Below are 16,938 nucleotides of genomic sequence, written 5' to 3' on the forward strand. Positions count from 1 at the left end.
TCAGGTGATTGCATGGTGGTTCCTTGCTGTGCGCTGCACGGCGCGCTGTAGCTGTGCGGCGGCGACCTGCGCCGCGTAGGTGTCCAGGCCCTCGGCGCCGCTCCCGGGCAGGCCGGTGAGGTTCGGCAGCAGATCGCCGAACGCGTTGACCTCGCCGACGGCGAAGCGGCGCCAGCCGATCGAGGGCAGCAGATCGACGCCCACACAGAGCGTGCGCGGGAAGCAGGCCGCGGCCCGCTCGCATACCCCCAGAGCGTCGGCCCAGCTGCCGCCCGCCGTCTCGACGGCCGCGCGGGCCTCGTCGAGGTTTCCGCGGGCGCCGCCGAGGTGGAGATTGGTCATGGGGGAGCGGCTGGTCCGTACGACGGCATGGGTGGCCCGGCCGCCGACGACCACCACCCGCAGGTCGGCGGCCCGGCCCCGCTGGGAGGCCTTGGGCAGCCAGCGCTCGACGTGCAGGCCGTCGGGCGCGAGCGCGTCGACGATCGCGGCGACCTCGCGTTCGGTCGTACAGAGACGTACACGAAGGGAGTTGAAGAGCCGCCCTTCGCTGTCGCGCTCCACCGATGTGGTGGCCCGCACCCGCCCGGAGCCCGCCGTCTCGACGGCCAGCACACCGGAGGCGGACGAGCCGTGCGCGAGCTTGACGAAAGCGCGCGGCATACGGTGCGCGCGCAGCAGTTCGCGTACGTCCGACCAGCCTCGCACGGGCCGTACCGGGGCCCCGGACGTGGGCGAAGGCGGCACGGGAACGCCTGCGCGCTGCAGCACGGCATGGCACAGCCGCTTGTCGAACAGCACCGCCAGCTCCTCGGGGTCGTCGAGCAGAGTGCAGCCCTCGGACGCCCGCCCCACCTCCCGTACGGCCGCCGTGAACCGCTCGTACCAGCGCGCCGAGCCCTCCACCCGGGTGGCGTCGCCGACGCCCCGCAACAGCCGCTCGACGTCGGGGTCTTCCCCGGGCGAGTCGATCCGTACGGTCTCGCCCGGACGGAAGGAGGCGCCTCGGCGGAGGACGTCGAGCCACGACACGACGCGCGCTGCGGGCAGGCCGGCGGCAGCCACGGCGTCCTGGAAGAGCGCGACGCGGCGGTTGGCGGGATTGCCGACCACCGCGAATCGCGGCTCCGCGCTACTCGGCGACGGCGACATAGCGGGGCTCGTCGTCCTCGGGGTCCCAGTAGTCGGCCTGGTCCAGGTTCAGCCGTACGCCGTGTGGTTCGAGTTCCTTCCGCAGGCGCTGCTGGATCGGCTCCTGGACGTAGTGGTGGTGGAGGTCCAGGTCCCGGAGGTGGGTCAGCGGCTGGCCGCCGAGCAGGGCTTCGGCACCGGTGCCGCTGAGGGTGCCCATCGAGAGGGCGAGCGAGTCCAGCTGGGCGACGACGGGGGCCGAGGCGACGGCGACCGCGATCTCGTCCTGGATATCGCTGTTCTGCAGCCCCAGGTGCCTCAGACGTGGGAAGGAGCTCCCGGAGAGCAGGGGTGAGAGGTCGGCGACCGTCGCGTCGCCGCCGTAATGCGTGACCCCGAGCCAGAGTTCGAGGCGCTCCAGGGCGGGCAGCGTGGAGGCGCCGACAGCCCTGACGACGGAACCGGGCAGTCCGCCGGATTCGAAGCGCAGCACTTTCAGTGCGTCGTGGCGGACCGGTCGCAGGGACAGGACGTCCTGTTTCGAGAAGGCGTCGCCACAGCCGCGCACCGTCAGCTCTTCGAGCCGCGGGAATGCTTCGAGGCAGGGGGTGACGTCGGTCATCTCCAGCCAGGACACCTCGCACTCCTCGCTCATGACGTCCGCGAGGAACAGCGCACGCAGCGCGGGGAAGCGGTCCGCGTCCGCGACGATCAGGTCGAAGACGGGACGCAGAGGCGAGTATTCGTCGTGCCACCACGGGCCGAGCACCAGCGCTCTGACCTGCGAGGAGTCGACGGAGGCGAGGAATCGGTCCCACAGTTCGGGGAACGGATTGTCCTCGTTCCACAGACAGTCCAGGCGCCAGGCCACGGAGTCCGCGGGCGGGAGCGGCGGGGCGTGCTGGTCGTCGGGCTCGGGAAACGTGTGGACGGGAAGTCCGTGGAACGTCTCGGGGTGGTCGATGCCGGTCATGGCCGCCTCACTCCGCCACTGCCGTGTAACGGCCCTCGGCGCCGCGGCCGTCCCACGGCTCCTCACGCTCCGATACGTCGACGTGCACGCCGTGCGGCTCCAGCGCGTCGGCCACCCGGCTCTCCATCTCCTCGGAGAGGAAGTGATGGTGCAGGTCGAGGCATTCGAGATGGGTGAGCGGCTGCCCTTCGAGCAGCGCGGCCGCACCCTCGTCGCCGAGGGTTCCGTTCGACAGGTCGAGGGTGTCCAGCCGGGCGACGACGGGGGCCGACGCGATCGCGGCCGCGATCGCGTTCTGAATCTCGCTGTTGCGCAGACCGAGGTGGCGCAGCCCGGGGAAGCGAGAGCCGGACAGCAGCGGTGCGAGATCGGTGATCTCGGTGTCGCCGCCGTACTCCGAGACGCCGAGCCAGAGGTCGAGGTGGTCCAGGGAGGGGAGTTCGCTCTCGATGACGCCGCGCACCACCTCCGCCGGGAGGCCGCCGGACTCGAATACGAGCGAGCGCAGCCGTGTGTGGTGCACCGGCGGGAAGCGGAGCCGGCTGCCGCCGCGCACGCCGAGCTCCAGCAGGCGGGGGAACGCGCTGAGCAGGCCCGTGACATTGGACTGCTCGATCCAGGAGATCTCGTTCTGCTCGGAGGTCATGTCGCCGACGAAGACGGCCTCCAGGGCGGTGAGCCGGTCGGCGGCGGCGATGACCAGGTTGATGGGGAAGCTCGAATCGTTGTCGTACGCCTCGCCCCACTGGCCGATGATCAGCGCGCGCACCTGCCCGGGGTCGACGGTCTTCAGGAACTCGTCGAACACCTCGTCCCAGGGCGGGTCGTCGTCGTACGGGTTCACGGAGATGCGCCACGCGGCGGCGTCCGCGGCGGGCAAGGGCGACGGGGTGGGGTGGAAGTCGACGGCCGGGAGGCCGAGCAATTCCTGCAGATGGTCCACGTGGGACATGGCCCTGATCTCCTGACGCTGAGCGGTCGACTGACGTGCGAAAGGTTTACCAAGCCGCACTGACAATGCGGTGAGCGGGCCCCGTTGTCGCAGGTCGGGGCCGATTGTCAGACCCGGGCCGTAGCGTTTTCCACGTGGTCGGCACAGCGTGTGCGCCAACGAGGGGAGACAGCCATGTACCGGCAAGGGGACGTACTGATCATGCCGTTGGGGGAGTCGGCGGTGCCGGCGCACTTGGCAGACGCACCCGGTGAACTGCGCGACGGGCGGGGAAGGCTGGTGCTCGCACTGGGCGAAGTCACCGGGCATGCGCACGCGGTGCAGGGGCCGGGAAGGCTGGTGCGCGAGGCAGGACCGCTCGACCCGATGCTGCTTCATCTGCCGGACGGCGGGCGGGTGGTGCATGAGGAGCACGCGGCGATACCGCTGCCCAAGGGCTGGTACCGGGTGGTGCGTCAGCGGGAGTACGTGCCGGGCTCGGTCCGTATCGTCGCCGACTGAGCGTCGCCCGCAGGGCAGTGCAGGGTGGGACCGGAACAGAGAACAGGGGACAGGGACTTCTGATGGAGCACGTAATGACATGGCGGGCCGTCGCGGCGGCGACGGGAGCGGCGGACCGGGCGGCCGCGGAAGAAGGCGTGCGGCTCGCCTACCGCGCGGCCGGTCTCGCAGAGCCGGAGACGATCGTCTGGGCCGAGTCGCCCAAGGCGGCGGTCGAGGCCGTCGAAAAGCTCGTCGGGGCGGGGCGCTCGGTGCGCGACGAAGTGCGTACGCGGCCGTGGGCCGATGAACGACGCCGCCTGCACGACGAGTTGGGTCCCCAGGGCTGGGCCGCGCTGTGGTCCTCGACCGGCGCGCAGCTGTGGGACACCACGAGGGAACTGGCCGAGCGGATCCGGACCGGAGTCGTCGCAGCGCTCACGGAGCAGCCGGAGGACGAGTCCGACGTACGTCTGCTCCTCCTCGACGCGGTGCTCGGCCAGCACGACGCGGCCTGGCTCGCGGCGTTCGACGGCCGTGGCGACCGGCTCGCCGGCCTGGCACAAGTGGCCAGGCACGCCGGATGGTGGTGGCCGTACGAGAACGTGGTGGTCATCAGCGAACGGCCGGTGGAGCTGCACCGCGACGAGGCCGGGCGCCTCGACCGCGGGGACGGCCCTGCCCTGGCCTTCACGGACGGCTTCGCGCTGTACGCCTGGCGCGGTATGCCCGTGCCCGCCGCGTTCCTCGACGAGCTCGCGTCTTTGACCCCCGCTCGGATACGGGCCGAGGAGAACGCGGAGCTGCGCCGCGTGATGCTGGAGTACTACGGCTACGACCGCTACCTCAGCGAGTCGGACGCCCAGCCGGTGCACCGCGACGAGACCGGCATCCTCTGGCGGATCGCGCTCCAAGGCGACGAGGACGTGGTGATGGTCGAGGTGGTCAACTCCACCCCCGAGCCGGACGGCACGCACCGTACGTACTGGCTGCGCGTGCCGCCCACGACAAGGACCGCGAAGGAGGGCGTGGCGTGGACGTTCGGGCTCGGGCAGGAGGCGTACGAACCGGTGCGCCAGACCTGAGCGGATCCGACGCCGAGCGGATCAGGCGTGGGGTGCGAGAAGGCCGCCGGGGCCGATCAGGTCGGTGTTCCCCTCGGTCGTGCAGGCGTGGGCGCCCGCCCGCGCGCCCAGGCCGGCGCACTCCTCAAGATCCCGGCCGGACAGCCGTCCGTACAGGAAACCGCTGACGTACGCGTCCCCGGCGCCGTTGGAGTCCAGGACCGGGCCCGGCGGCACGGTCGCGGGGATCGGGCGTGGGGTGCGGATCCCGTCGCGCGTCAGCAGGTACGAGCCGCCCGCGCCCGCCGTCGCCACCACGGCCTCGGCGCGGCCCTCGCGCAGAATCTCCCGCATCACGGAGGCAATGCGCTCGCCCGCACCCGACGCGCTGAGAAAGACGAGGTCGGAGCGGAGAGCGAACTCCCGGTGGTAGTCGTCGAGTCCGTCCCAGTCGTGCAGGTCGGTCGAGACGGGGACACCGAGTTCCTCGATGTCGTCGAGGAGGTGCCGGGCGAAGTTCACGATGGACAGGTGGACATGACCGGCCCGCCGCAGATGCTGGAGGTAGAAGTCGCGCGGCATCCGCAGGTCCTCGGGGTCGCGGGCGTCGTAGAAGGACATCCGGCGGCCCGTCGAGGTGTCGACGAGGTTCACCGCGCGGCGGGTGCCGGCGGGTGATATCAGCGGTTCGAAGTCGACACCGCCCTTGGCGAGCCGCTCCCGGACCTGTCCGCCGATCCAGTCGTCGCCGATGAAGTCAAGGAATTTCACCTGGAGTCCGAGGGCCCGGCAACCCAGTGCGACGTTGCCACCGGTGTGGCCCGGCCACTCCCGGATGGGTGGCACGCCGACCGAGTCGGCCAGGGGCACGGGCAGCGAGTCGACGCGGACGACCGTGTCCACCCCGCTGCCGCCGATGACCAGGACGTCGTACACCGAGTGCTCGGACTTTTGCACAGACACCATGTCTCCTTAGGGCGCCACCGGGACTTCAGCGCCCGGCAGCCGTGAGCTCCGCGCGGTCGATGCCCAGCTCGCGGGCGAGTGCGCCGTCGGCCCACTCCAGCATGGTGGTGCGGGAGAGGGATCCGGCATACGAGATCATCTGGACCGCGAGACCGTCCAGCAGGGCCGTCAGCCGCCAGGCCGCCGCCGCAGGGTCGTCGCACCGGAACTCACCGGCCTCCGCGCCCTCCGCGATGACCTCGGTCAGTGCCGCCTTCCACTGCTGGTCCAGGTCGCGGGCCACCTCGCGGAGCACCGGCTCACGCAACGAGGCCGCCCACCCCTCGATCCACAGCTTCCAACCCTTGGCCTGGCCGGTCGGCGCGTACCAGCGGACCGCGCCGCGAAGCCTGCGGACGGCGCTGGTACGACGGCCGAGCAGCTTGCGCAGCTGGGCGAGATCGCCTTCGGCGGCGTACATGAAAGCGGCCGCGACGAGCTTTTCCTTGGTCGAGAAGTGGTAGAGCACCAGCGCGTTGCTGACGCCGAGAGCCGAGGCGACATCCGCGATGCGTACGGCGGTCACGCCCCGCGCCTCGATCTGTTCGACCGCGGCGCGCAGCATTTCCTCGCGCCGTTCCTCCACGCTCAACCGGACTCTTGCCACGCGGCAACCCTACACACGGGCCGTCTGCCAGGCCGGTCCGGAAGATGCCGACGGGCTCTTGACACCGCACTGTGGCGCGGGCCACGGTACGCCCTACTGACTGGCCATTCAGTCAGTTTGCCGTTCAAAGCTCGAAGTGCCGAAGTGCCACGCCTGTACGCAGTCCCCGTACCGCCGTAGGAGTCCGCCTCGTGACCCAAGCACCTCCCTCCCCAGCAAACGCGAACTCAGCCGAAGCCCCCGACCTCTCCCAGGGCTGGGGCGAACAACGCGGAAGGCTGCGCAAGGACTTGCGCCGCCTCGACGTCCTCTTCTTCCTCATCTGCACACTGGTCGGCCTCGACACCATCGGCTCGGTGGCGGCGCAGGGCCCCCAGGGCCTGACCTGGATGGCGATCCTCGCGGTCGCCTTCTTCCTCCCGTACGGGCTGCTCGTCGCCGAGCTCGGCTCCGCCTTCCCCGTGCAGGGCGGCCCGTATGTCTGGACCCGGCTGGCCTTCGGGCGGCTCACTGCCGGCATCAACCAGATTCTGTACTGGATCTCCAACCCGGTCTGGGTGGGCGGCAGTCTGTGCATCATCGCGCTCACCACCTGGGAGGAGTTCTTCACCCCACTCCCCGGCGGCTGGAAGTACGCAGCCGGGCTCGTCTGCATCTGGGGCGGGGCGCTCGCCGTCGTACAGTCCGTACGCATCGGCAAGTGGGTCCCCATCGCGGGCGCGATCGCGCGGATCGTGCTGCTCGGCTTCTTCCTCGTCTCCGCCGCCGAGAACGGCGTACGCGCCCTGCCCGCCGGTGAATTCGCCCCCACCTATATCGGTTTCGTCGCCCTCGTCCTGATCTTCAACTTCGTAGGGTTCGAACTCCCCAGCTCCGCCGCCGAGGAGATGAAGAACCCGCGCCGCGACATCCCCCTGTCCATCCTCCGCTCCGGCCTGGCCTCGCTCGTCCTGTACGGCGGCCCGATCCTCGGCATCCTGTTCGTTCTCCCCAGCCAGGACATCGGCAGCCTCGGCGGCTTCATCGACGCCTGCAAGGCCGTCTTCACCGTCTACGGAGGGTCGATCGCAGCCGACGGCACGGTCACCCTCACCGGTGCGGGCTCCGTCTTCGGCGGAATCGCCGCCGCCGGCCTCATCGGGCTGCTGACCAGCGGCGTCACCTGGGCCATGGGCGCCCACCGGGCCCAGGCCGTCGCCTGCGCCGACGGAGCGGGCCCGGCCTGGCTCGGCGCGATCTCCGAGAAGCACGGCACGCCGGTCCGCGTGAACCTGCTCTCCGCCGTCCTGGCCTCCCTCCTCTTCGTCGTCGCACTCAACCTGACCGGCGGCAACGGCGAGAAGTACTTCGCGGCCGGCCTCGGCCTGACGATCTGCACCACCTTCATCTCGTACGTCATCACCTTCCCGAGCCTCGTCGTGCTGCGCCGCAAGTACCCGGAGGTCACCCGCCCGTACGCCGTCCCGGGCGGCCGCGCCGGAGCATGGCTGGTCACGGCGCTCGCCACCGGGTTCGTGGCCTTCACCGTCGTCGTACTGATCTGGCCGGGCTTCGGGGTGGGGTGGTTCGGCACGGACGGTGCGGCCGCGGACTCGCTGCCCGAGTCCTTCGCGGGGGAGCGGCTTCAGTACACGCTCAGCCAGGTCGTGCCGTTGGTGTTGTTCCTGGTGATCGGGCTGATCTTCTACGCGCTGGGTGTGAAGACTCGGCGCTCCAAGGGGTAGGGGACAAGGGATAGCGTGCGCGCATGGGCGATGCGTACGTATGGGTGGCCGACATCGACGCCCGACCGGAGGAAGCCGCCGAGCTCGCCGGCCGGGTCATGGACTGGCTGGAGGAAGAAGGCATCGTCCGGAGCGAACTGACCCACTGCCTGCTCGGGGACGAGCTCGGCAGGCCACCAGGACCGCACGCCGCGAGCGCCGTCACCGAGGAGGACGAGGTGACGGAGCTCGGGGCGTGCGGCGTCGGCATGGAGATCGAACGCCGCGTGTATCTGTGCGCGGAGGTCTGGACGGCGACATGCCCGCACTGCGGTGCGACGGCAGAGCCCTCCGACAGCGGGCCCGACATGTGGACGCGCGAGTGGGCCCCGCTGCTCGACGATCTGTACGCATGGTTCGGCGGTACGGGGCCGGGGAGCGGGGCCTGTGTCCGGTGCGGTGGGCGGGCGGACCTCCTGGCGTGGAGGATCGACCCGCCTGTCGCGGTCGCTCATCTGGGGCTGGTGCTGTGGAACTGGCCGCCGCTTTCGGGGCGGTTCCTTGCGGAGCTCTCGGTGGTTCTGGGCGGCCACCGGCTGGTGACGGCCAGGACCACGGTCTGACGAAGGGGGCCGCAGGGGCATGCCTGCGGCACATTTCCCCACCCCGCCCCTCCGCCCCAGACCTGGGTCCTCAAGGGCGTCCAGGGGGTTCTGAGGGCTTGCCCCCCACGCGGCGGCAGCCGCAAAAATGTCACAGCGGGAAGGGGCGAGTAGGGGAAAGCGCCGCAGGCCCCGCCTCAGTGAGCGGCGGTGGCGGCCGTCCGCCCGTACACCTGCTTGCCGAGCCACTGGCCGCCGTCCAGCGTCAGACACTCACCCGTCAAGTACGACGCCCGCTCACCCAGCAGGAACAGCGACGCGTCCGCGATCTCCGCCGGGTCCGCGAAGCGGCCCGCCGGGACCGTCGCGAGCACCTCGGCCCGCGCCTCCTCCGTGGCCCACAGCGCGGCACCCGCACCGGCCGTCTCCGTCGGCCCGGGGGCGATGCAGTTCAGGCGGATACCGAGCGGTGCGAGCTCCACCGCGAGCGTGCGGGTCATGGCCAGCACCCCGCCTTGGCTGCGGCCGAGTGGACCGTACCCGGATGCCCGTGCCAGGCGTACGTCGCGATCACCGAAAGCACTGCCCCCCGTGCCCTGCGCGCGCAGCTGCCCGGCGACGGCGCGCGTGCAGTAGTACGAGCCGTTGAGCACGATGTCGACGACCGCGCGCCAGCCGTTCGGGCTGATGTCGATGCCCGGCGCGACGAAGTTCCCGGCCGCATTGTTGACCAGACCGTCCAGTCGGCCGAAACGGTCCACGGCGGCTGCCACCAGTGCGTCGACGGCGGCCGGGTCCCGTACGTCTGTCGGTACGGCGAGGGCGTGGCCGCCCCCCTTCTCGATCAGGGCGACCGTCTCCTCCAGCTTCTCGGGCGTACGGCCCGCGACGACGACCCGGGCCTCCGCCGCTCCAAGGGCGAGGGCCACCGCGCGGCCGATGCCGCTGCCGCCGCCGGTCACGAGGTACGTGCGTCCCGCGAACTCGGACTTCTCGTCTTCTCTGATCGCACTTGTCATCGGAGCACTCCATGCGCATCGAGGGCGATCGCGCCACCCGGGTGTACCAGCAGGGGATTGACTTCGAGTTCGGACAGCTCCGGATGCTCCGCGCCTGCCCGTGCCACCGCGCACAGAGCAGCTGCGGCCGCGTCGAGATGTACGGGCGGTGCGCCCCGCCAGCCCGTCAGCAGCGGAGCGTGGCGCAGCGACAGGAGCAGTTCGCGGGCGCGTTCGGGGGTGAGGGGTGCTAGCGCGACCGCAGTGTCGGCGAGCAGCTCGGCGTTGACCCCGCCGATGCCGACCACGGCGACGGGGCCGAAGGCCGGGTCGCGCCGTACGCCGACGATGAGTTCGACGGCGTACGGGGGCGAGGCCATGGCCTCCACGACGTAGCGCGCGGCGCCGGTGGCGGACCGCATCCGCGCGAAGGCGGCACGGAGCCCGCCCTCCTCGGCGATGCCGAGCGCGACGTCGCCCACCTCTGTCTTGTGGGCCAGCCCCATGGCTTTCAGGGCGAGGGGATAGCCGGTGCGGTAGGCCGCCTCCACCGCCTCGTCGGCTGTGGCGACGAACTCGGCCGCCGGGAAGGTGAGTCCGTACGAGGCGAGCAGTTCGCGCACGGTCTCGTAACCGCCGTCAGGAACGCTGTACGAGGCCTGGCGCGGCGACGCGGCGGGAGCCGCCACGACGGTGGTGTGCAGCCTGGCCGCTCCGGCGAGGGCGGTCGCTGCCTGCTCGATGCGTTCGTACACGGGGACGGCGTGCGCACGGAGCACCGCGAGGGCGGGGGTGTCGCACGCCATGGTGTGTACGACGAGGAGCCGCCCGGACTCCCTTGCGGCGTAGGCGAGTTCACTGGCCACCTCGCACTCGCGGTCGGCCTGGGCGGGGTTGGCCGTGGCGTAATCGCCGAAGTAACCGGTGAGGACGACGGCGTCGGCGTCCCCGCCGAACAGCAGTGCCCGTGCGATACGGGCATAGTTGCCGAGGTCGGCCTCACCGGCCCCCGCAAGGTCGACGGGGTTTCCGCAGGCGGCGCCCGGCGGCAGGAGCGCGGCGACCGCGCTCGCAGCCCCGGCCGAAAGCCCAGGCACATCAAGCCCACGCGCCACCAACGCATCAGCGGCGAGGGCCCCTTGCCCTCCGCTGTCCCCGACGGCAGCGACCCGCAGAGCCCACGGCCTGGCGATGCCGACCGCAGGGCCCGACGCCCCGGCAAGGACACGCGGGGCGGGAAGCGAAGGGAGCGGATCAGCCACCGCGAGCGGCGCACCGGCTGCCGGGTGTCCGGGGGCTTCGGGGGATGCACTGCGGTCTGTCGCCGAGGGGGGCTGGAGGGGCGCCCCGACGGGCAGTGAGCCTCCGGGTGTGAGTCCCCCGATGGCATCGGGGCACTCACCGGGGTCTGCCGTCGGGCGTGGTTGCAGGGGCGTTCCACCCAGCGGCGGGCCGTCGGCTGCCTGCCCTCCGAAGCCTTCGGGGGGGGGGGGCACACCGCCGTCCGCAGCCCGGGTTTGCCGGGAAGGTGCCCCGCCGAGCAGCGAGCGGCCTCCGGACGCCGCCTCTGTTCCGTCGGCCGACGGCGCGGGAGTCGCCGCCCCGCGAGCCTCGGCAGAAACCTGCCCCTGGCCTGCGCCGACAAAGTCGGGGCCGTCGCCCTGGCCGAGCATGTGCCGAACTTCGTTCGCCCCGGCATCGGCGTGGGCCGGCCCATCGCTCGTGTGCCCACCGATCGCCCCGCCAGAGGCTTCCACGTGCCCGCCCGTCCGCAGCCCCAACGCCCCTACGGGCACAGCCAGTAGACATATCGCTGTGTCGACGAGTTCGCCCGCCGTGTCGAGCAGCAGTGCCCCGGCCTCGCGGCACACCGCCTCCACCGTCGCGCGTGCGCTGACCAGAGCCCCCGTGTGCGAGGCCGCCGCACGGTCGGAGGCTTCGCTGGCGCCCACCGTCAGCAGCAGCACCGGCTTGCCCGCCGCGTGGGCCGCGGTCAGTGTGCGGGCCAGGCGGCGGCCGTCGCGGAAGTCCTCGACGTACGCGGTTACGACCCGCGTCGGGGGGTGGGCGATCAGTGCGTCCAGGGCGTCCGCCGCGTTGATGTCGCGCTGGTTTCCGAGCGACACGAAGCGCGAGAACCCCTGCCCTGCGCGGGCGAGCAGCCTGCCGATTTCCAGCGCCAGATTGCCGCTCTGCGAGACGAGGCCAACGGAACCGGCAGGGAAGTCGCCCCAGCTGAGGCGCAGTCCGCTGGTCGTGTCGACGACGCCCATGCAGTTGGGGCCGAGCAGCCGCGCCCCGCCCGCGGTTATCAAGGAGGCGAGTTCACGCTCCTCGGCCGCGCTCGTACCGCCCGACGTGATGACCGTGAAGCAGCGTGCCCCCGCCGCGAGACCCTGGACCACGAGGGGGCGGACCTGCTGCGAAGGTACGGCGATCACCACATGGTCCGGTGGGTCCGGCAGGCCGTCCAGACCGGGCACGAACCGTACGCCGTGCAGTTCGCCGCCGCGCCGGTTCACCAGGTGGACCGTACGTCGGTCGCGTCCTTCGAGGGCCCCGGCGGCCAGCCAGTACCCCCACTTCTCCGGGTTTCCGGAGGCGCCGACGACCGCGACGGACCTGGGATCGAAGAGCGCGTCGAGGGCGGCGCGAACGGTCCGAGAGGTGTGTGTCACCTGTACCACCCGAACCGCTCCGCGATCACCGGCAGGTGGTCGGCGACGATCGCATGGGCCGCGGCGCGTGGCGTCGTGCCGTCCGCCTCGGCCCGCGCGAGCATCTGGTCGATCAGGGCGCGCATCGAGCGCCGGGTGTACGCGAACGCCTCGTCCGCGTCGGCGCCGATGTCGCCGAAGAGGGTCCACCACCACCACGCGTTCGTACCGGAGTTGACGACGACGTCCGGCAGGACGGTCACCCCGCGCGCCGCCAGCAGCGCCTCCGCGCCGGGCAGCACCGGCATGTTCGCCGCCTCGACGATCCAGCGGGCGGTGCCGCTGATGTGCTCCTGGTTGGCTTCGTCAACGGCGTACGAGACGGCCGCCGGAACCAGCACCTCCGCCTCCACGGACAACCAGGCGTCGCCCGGAAGCTCACGGTCGCCGGGGCGCAGCACACCCCGGTCCACGGCGCCGTACGCGTCGCGCGAGGCGAGCAGCGCTTCGACGTCCAGACCCTCCGGGTTGGCGACCGTACCCAGTACGTCGGCCACGGCGACGATCCTCAGCCCGGCGCGGGACAGGAAGCGGGCGGTCGCGCCGCCCATGGTGCCGAGGCCCTGTACGGACACCCGCGTGCCCTCGTACGCGACGTCGGCGCGGTCGAGTGCCGCGAGGACCGACTCGGCGACTCCGCAGCCGCCGACCAGCTCGTCGAGGCCGATGCCGTCCACCTCGACGGCGAACGCGTCGGCGAGCCGCTGCCGCGCCGCCGTCTCGTCGTCGAGCAGCGGATAGACGGCCTGGATGGAGGAGACGAGACCCGCTTCGGCGGCGGCCTTGTCGACAATGTCCTGGGTCAGGCCGAGGTCTTCGCCGGTGGTCCAGAAGTTCTCGATGTGCGGACGCATGGCGCGCAGGTAGCGCACCAGGATGCCGTACGCCTCGGGGTCCTGGGGGTCGCAGTCGATGCCGCCCTTGGCGCCGCCGAGCGGGATGTACCGGCCCTCGGCGTTGTAGTGCAGGGCTTCCTTCATCGTCATGCCGCGCGCCAGGCCGGCGACCTCGTCGAGCGTGCAGCCTTTGCGCATGCGCAGACCGCCGCTGGACACACCGCGCACGAGCCGGTCGACCACCAGAAACCCCTGGCGCCCTGTCACGTGGTCGGTCCAGCTCAGCGAGATCAAGGGGCTGCTGCTCATGCGGTGGTCTCCTCGGGAACGGTGATGAGGGTGGGGCCGGGGGTGTCCAGCGCCCGCGCCAGCGCGTCGGCGAGTGCGCCGGGGGACGCGGCGTGCGCGCCCCGGCCGCCGTACGCGCGGCACAGCGCCGGCAGGTCTACCCGCGCCAGGTCGACGGCGATGGGGGTGTCGCCGCGGGCGTTCATCTCGTCGCGGATCTCGCCGTACCCATCGTTGTCGAACACGACGACGGGGAGCGGCAGTCCGAGCTGCGCGGCGGTCGCCAGTTCCTGCACGGTGAACTGCAGGCCACCGTCGCCGCTGAGCGCGACGACCTGCCGTTCGGGATACGCCGACTTCGCGCCGATGGCGGCGGGCAGGGCGTATCCGAGCGTGCCGAAACCGGTCGGGTGGAGATAGCGGCCCCGGGGGCCGACGGGCAGGTGCGGGAGCGCGCCGTAGTAGCAGCACTGTGCGCTGTCCGACGTGATGACGGCGTCTTCGTCCAGCACGCCGCGGATCGCGCGCAGATACGGAACCCAGCGCGAGTCCCGCACCGCCGTCTCCGCATCCCGCTCACGCCGCAGCGCGCTGACGGCCCACGCGGCGGGCCCGCTGGTGTAGGCGTCCCGGGCACCAAGGGGAGGCACGACGGCTCGGACGGCGAGCGCAGCGCAGCGGCCTGCCGACTCCTCGGCCCGGCGGGCTGCGGTGAGGCCGTCGTCGCCCCTGGCCCTGCCCGTGCCGCTGGCGCGGAGGGCGCTGTCTGGCCCAGGCCTCGCGGGGTGGCGTCCGGACGGGTTGTGGTCGGCAGACTCCTCGGCCTGGGTGGCTGCGGTGACGCCGCTGTCACCGGCCTCGGCCGCGCCGTCGGCCCTGGTCTCGCCGCCAGCGGGGAGGGCGCTGTCGGGTCCCGACCTCCTGGGGTGGCGTCCGGACGGGTCGTGGTCGGCAGACTTCTCCGTCCGGGCGGCTGCAGTGAGGCCTCTGCCGCTGGCCGTGGCTGTGCTGCTGCCCCTGGCTGTGCCGTCGGCGCTGGCTGTGCCGCTGCCCCCGGCGGTTCCGCTAACCCTGGCCGTGTCGCTGCCCTCAACCGTCCCGTCGGCCCCGCCCGTCCCGCTGCCCCCGGCCGTGACCGTGCCACCAGCGCCGTCGGCCCCCGGTGCCGCACAGTGGCGTTCGGACGCGAGCGGGGTCAGGACCGGGGCGGCCCCGTCCCCGATCGCGGCCCTCGGGTGTAGTTCCGCGAGCGCCTCACGCAGCGCGCCCAGCGTGGCCCGCGCGTCGCCGACCAGTGCAATGTCGGCGGGCAACGACCCGGCGTACATCTGTGCCGGGTCCAGGTCCACCCGTATCAGCGTCCCGCCGAGCGTCGGCGGTGGCGACCACAGGTCCGACTCGGCGAGCTCGGTGCCTACGGCCAGGACAGCGTCGCAGTCCGCCAGTGCCTTCTGCACGGACAGGCTGTGCAGCGAGACGCCGAGCGACAGCCGGTGGGACTCGTCCACGATTCCCTTGCCGTTGGCCGTGGTCACGACGAACGCACCGAGCTCCTCGGCGAGCGCGCGGCACTCCGCCGACGCCCGCCGGGCGCCGCCGCCAAGAACCAGCGCGGGCCGACGCGCTGCCACAAGCACCGCGGCGGCCTCCCGGACCGCCCCGGCGCAGGGCCGCCGGTCGCCGACCGGCGGCGTGAACCGTACGCTGCCCACCCGCTCCGCCGCCTCCAGCAGGTCCAGCGGCACTTCGATGTGCACGGGCCGGGGCCGTTCGGTGCGAAAGAGCGTGAAGGCCCGCGCGACCGCAACGCCGATCTCCTCGACCGTCGACACCCGGTGGCTGAAGGCGACGACCCCGCGCAGTGCCTCCGTCTGGCTGCGCATTTCGTGCAGCGTCCCGGTCGGCTGCCGCGGGTGGCGCAGCGGCATGCCCGGCGAGACGATCAGCAGCGGCACGCTGTCCGAGTACGCCTGGCCGGCCGCCGCCGCGATGTTGAGCAGGGCGGGGCCAGTGGTGGTGACGGCGATGCCGGGGCGACCGGTGACCCGGGCGTACGCATCGGCGGCGTACCCCGCGCCCTGTTCATGACGTGGTGTCACATGCCCGATGCCGTACGGCCGCAGGTGCCGGTAGATCTCCAGATTGTGCGTGCCGGGGATGCCGAACGCCGTGCGCGCCCCGTGCACGGCCAGCGCCCTGACCAGGGCTTCGCCGCCGGTCATGGCGGTCTCCGGGCCGTAGCGCCCGTGGGGTGTCACCTGCGGTTGTCCCACCTGAGGTAGTCCCATGTCATACGCTCCGCGAGATGACCAGGCGCATGATGTCCGAGGTCCCCTCTTCGATCTCGTCGAGCCGGGCGTCGCGCACCCACTGCTCGACCGGGTACTCGCGCGAGTAACCCCAGCCGCCCAGCGTCTGGACGGCGGCCCAGGTGCAGTACGCCGCGGTCTCCGAGGCCGTCAGTTTCGCCATCGCCGCCTCGGCGGTCGCGTCGAGCCCCGCGTCGAGACGCTTGGCCGCCCGCCAGGTCATCAGCCGGGCCTGCTCGATGCGCGTGCGCATGTCGGCGAGCCGGAAGGCCACCGTCTGGTGTTCGATGATCGGCTTGCCGAACTGGTGACGGGTCTTCGCGTAATCGCGGGCGTATTCGTACGCCGCCCTGGCGACGCCCGTCGCGGCCGCGCCCAGCACCGCGCGCGAGATGTCGAACGTACACATGAGTCCGGTGAAGCCCTGGCCCTCGTCCCCGAGGCGGTCGGCCTCCGGCACGAAGGCGTCCGAGAAGAAGATCTCCCGGCAGACGATGGCGCGCTGGCCCATCTTGCGCATGGGCTCGCCGAAGACGACCCCCGGAGTGTCCTTGCGGAGGAGAAATGCCGTGACGCCGCGCGAGCGCCGAGCCGGGTCGGTCTTGGCGAAGACGACGTACTGCTCGGCCTCGCCGGCATTGGAGATCCAGGACTTCTGGCCGTTGAGGAGGTAGCCGCCGGCGGTACGGGTCGCCGTCGTGACGATGGAGGCGGCGTCGGAACCGGATCCGGGTTCGGTGGTCGCCAGGGACGTCATCGGGGTGCCGGGTCCGGTGAGCGGGGTGAGCCATTCCCGCTTCTGGGCGGAGCTGCCCAGTTCCATCAGGGGGTCGGCGAAGAATCCGTTCGAGCAGAGCAGATTCCCGATGCCCAGGTCGCCGACGCACAGCTCTTCCTGGACGAGGCACTGGGTGAACACATCGGTGAAGCCGCCGCCTCCGTACTCCTCCGGGAGCATGAAACCGGTGATGCCGACCTTGGCGGCTTTGCGCCACAGGTCCAACGGTGTCTCGGTGTCCGCCTCGTCCACGGCGCGCGCCCGCGGCCTGATCTCCTCACGTGCGAAGGTCCGGGTGAGTTCGACGATGTCGCGCTGCTCCGCGTTGAGCGGAACGAGCTCGGTGGGGAGGTCGGACATGGGTGCCTCCAGGTACGACGACGATGCCTTAACTGAACCGTCGGTCAGTATCTGGACCCGGAAGCGGCCCTGTCAACGAGATCCGTTACTGAACCACGAATCAGTTCAAGCCATGATCCGCCGCCCGCCGTTCCC

The 16,938-nt window shown here is 71.7% G+C and carries 14 protein-coding genes; 4 read left to right on the plus strand and 10 right to left on the minus strand.

What is annotated here, in order from left to right:
- From J7I98_RS19300 to J7I98_RS19310, 3 genes are read right to left on the minus strand one after another with little or no spacing between them, the layout of a single operon-like run.
- Complete coding sequence (locus J7I98_RS19300; protein ID WP_214921989.1) at positions 1 to 1,152, minus strand: STM4014 family protein; 1,152 nt, start codon at positions 1,150 to 1,152, stop codon at positions 1 to 3.
- Complete coding sequence (locus J7I98_RS19305; protein ID WP_214921990.1) at positions 1,133 to 2,104, minus strand: STM4015 family protein; 972 nt, start codon at positions 2,102 to 2,104, stop codon at positions 1,133 to 1,135. The genes J7I98_RS19300 and J7I98_RS19305 overlap by 20 nt, the downstream gene beginning before the upstream one ends.
- A 7-nt stretch (positions 2,105 to 2,111) precedes the next feature.
- Positions 2,112 to 3,056, minus strand: a complete 945-nt coding sequence (locus tag J7I98_RS19310) for an STM4015 family protein (RefSeq protein ID WP_214921991.1) — start codon at positions 3,054 to 3,056, stop codon at positions 2,112 to 2,114.
- 174 nt (positions 3,057 to 3,230) lie between these two features.
- Here J7I98_RS19310 and J7I98_RS19315 point away from each other — a divergent pair, with 174 nt between their 5' ends.
- Positions 3,231 to 3,557 carry a hypothetical protein gene (locus J7I98_RS19315; RefSeq protein WP_214921992.1) on the plus strand — a complete coding sequence of 109 codons (327 nt, stop codon included), beginning with the start codon at positions 3,231 to 3,233 and terminating at the stop codon, positions 3,555 to 3,557.
- Between the two features lie 62 nt (positions 3,558 to 3,619).
- Complete coding sequence (locus J7I98_RS19320; RefSeq protein ID WP_214921993.1) at positions 3,620 to 4,621, plus strand: DUF6745 domain-containing protein; 1,002 nt, start codon at positions 3,620 to 3,622, stop codon at positions 4,619 to 4,621.
- A 21-nt stretch (positions 4,622 to 4,642) separates the two neighbouring features.
- Here J7I98_RS19320 and J7I98_RS19325 read toward each other — a convergent pair whose 3' ends face one another.
- Positions 4,643 to 5,566 carry a carbohydrate kinase family protein gene (locus tag J7I98_RS19325; protein WP_214921994.1) on the minus strand — a complete coding sequence of 308 codons (924 nt, stop codon included), beginning with the start codon at positions 5,564 to 5,566 and terminating at the stop codon, positions 4,643 to 4,645.
- A 25-nt stretch (positions 5,567 to 5,591) separates the two neighbouring features.
- On the minus strand, positions 5,592 to 6,212 hold the full coding sequence (locus tag J7I98_RS19330) for a TetR/AcrR family transcriptional regulator (RefSeq protein ID WP_214921995.1): 621 nt from the start codon (positions 6,210 to 6,212) through the stop codon (positions 5,592 to 5,594).
- A 191-nt stretch (positions 6,213 to 6,403) separates the two neighbouring features.
- Between J7I98_RS19330 and J7I98_RS19335 the strand changes: the two genes are divergently transcribed.
- Positions 6,404 to 7,936 (plus strand): APC family permease, encoded by a 1,533-nt coding sequence (locus tag J7I98_RS19335; protein WP_214921996.1) that lies wholly within the window; start codon positions 6,404 to 6,406, stop codon positions 7,934 to 7,936.
- A 23-nt stretch (positions 7,937 to 7,959) separates the two neighbouring features.
- On the plus strand, positions 7,960 to 8,538 hold the full coding sequence (locus J7I98_RS19340; RefSeq protein ID WP_214921997.1) for a hypothetical protein: 579 nt from the start codon (positions 7,960 to 7,962) through the stop codon (positions 8,536 to 8,538).
- Between the two features lie 176 nt (positions 8,539 to 8,714).
- On the opposite strand, the gene J7I98_RS19345 is transcribed toward J7I98_RS19340, so the two are convergent.
- Genes J7I98_RS19345 through J7I98_RS19370 form a run of 5 tightly spaced genes read right to left on the minus strand, consistent with a single transcriptional unit; the run spans position 8,715 to position 16,803 of the window.
- On the minus strand, positions 8,715 to 9,536 hold the full coding sequence (locus tag J7I98_RS19345) for an SDR family oxidoreductase (protein WP_214921998.1): 822 nt from the start codon (positions 9,534 to 9,536) through the stop codon (positions 8,715 to 8,717).
- Positions 9,533 to 12,193, minus strand: coding sequence for an acetate--CoA ligase family protein (locus tag J7I98_RS41135; RefSeq protein WP_308377860.1), 2,661 nt, complete (start codon positions 12,191 to 12,193; stop codon positions 9,533 to 9,535). Before J7I98_RS41135 ends, J7I98_RS19345 begins: the two co-directional genes overlap by 4 nt.
- A complete protein-coding gene (locus J7I98_RS19360) occupies positions 12,190 to 13,377 on the minus strand; it encodes a Glu/Leu/Phe/Val dehydrogenase dimerization domain-containing protein (RefSeq protein ID WP_214921999.1) in 1,188 nt (395 codons plus the stop codon). The genes J7I98_RS41135 and J7I98_RS19360 overlap by 4 nt, the downstream gene beginning before the upstream one ends.
- Positions 13,374 to 15,644: a thiamine pyrophosphate-dependent enzyme gene (locus tag J7I98_RS41140; RefSeq protein ID WP_251020850.1), complete on the minus strand. Its 2,271-nt coding sequence runs from the start codon at positions 15,642 to 15,644 to the stop codon at positions 13,374 to 13,376. The genes J7I98_RS19360 and J7I98_RS41140 overlap by 4 nt, the downstream gene beginning before the upstream one ends.
- Before the next feature lies 1 nt (position 15,645).
- Complete coding sequence (locus J7I98_RS19370) at positions 15,646 to 16,803, minus strand: acyl-CoA dehydrogenase family protein (RefSeq protein ID WP_214922000.1); 1,158 nt, start codon at positions 16,801 to 16,803, stop codon at positions 15,646 to 15,648.
- Between the last annotated feature and the right edge of the window lie 135 nt (positions 16,804 to 16,938).

It is taken from the genome of Streptomyces sp. ISL-98, assembly GCF_018614055.1.
Classification (GTDB): domain Bacteria; phylum Actinomycetota; class Actinomycetes; order Streptomycetales; family Streptomycetaceae; genus Streptomyces; species Streptomyces spiramyceticus.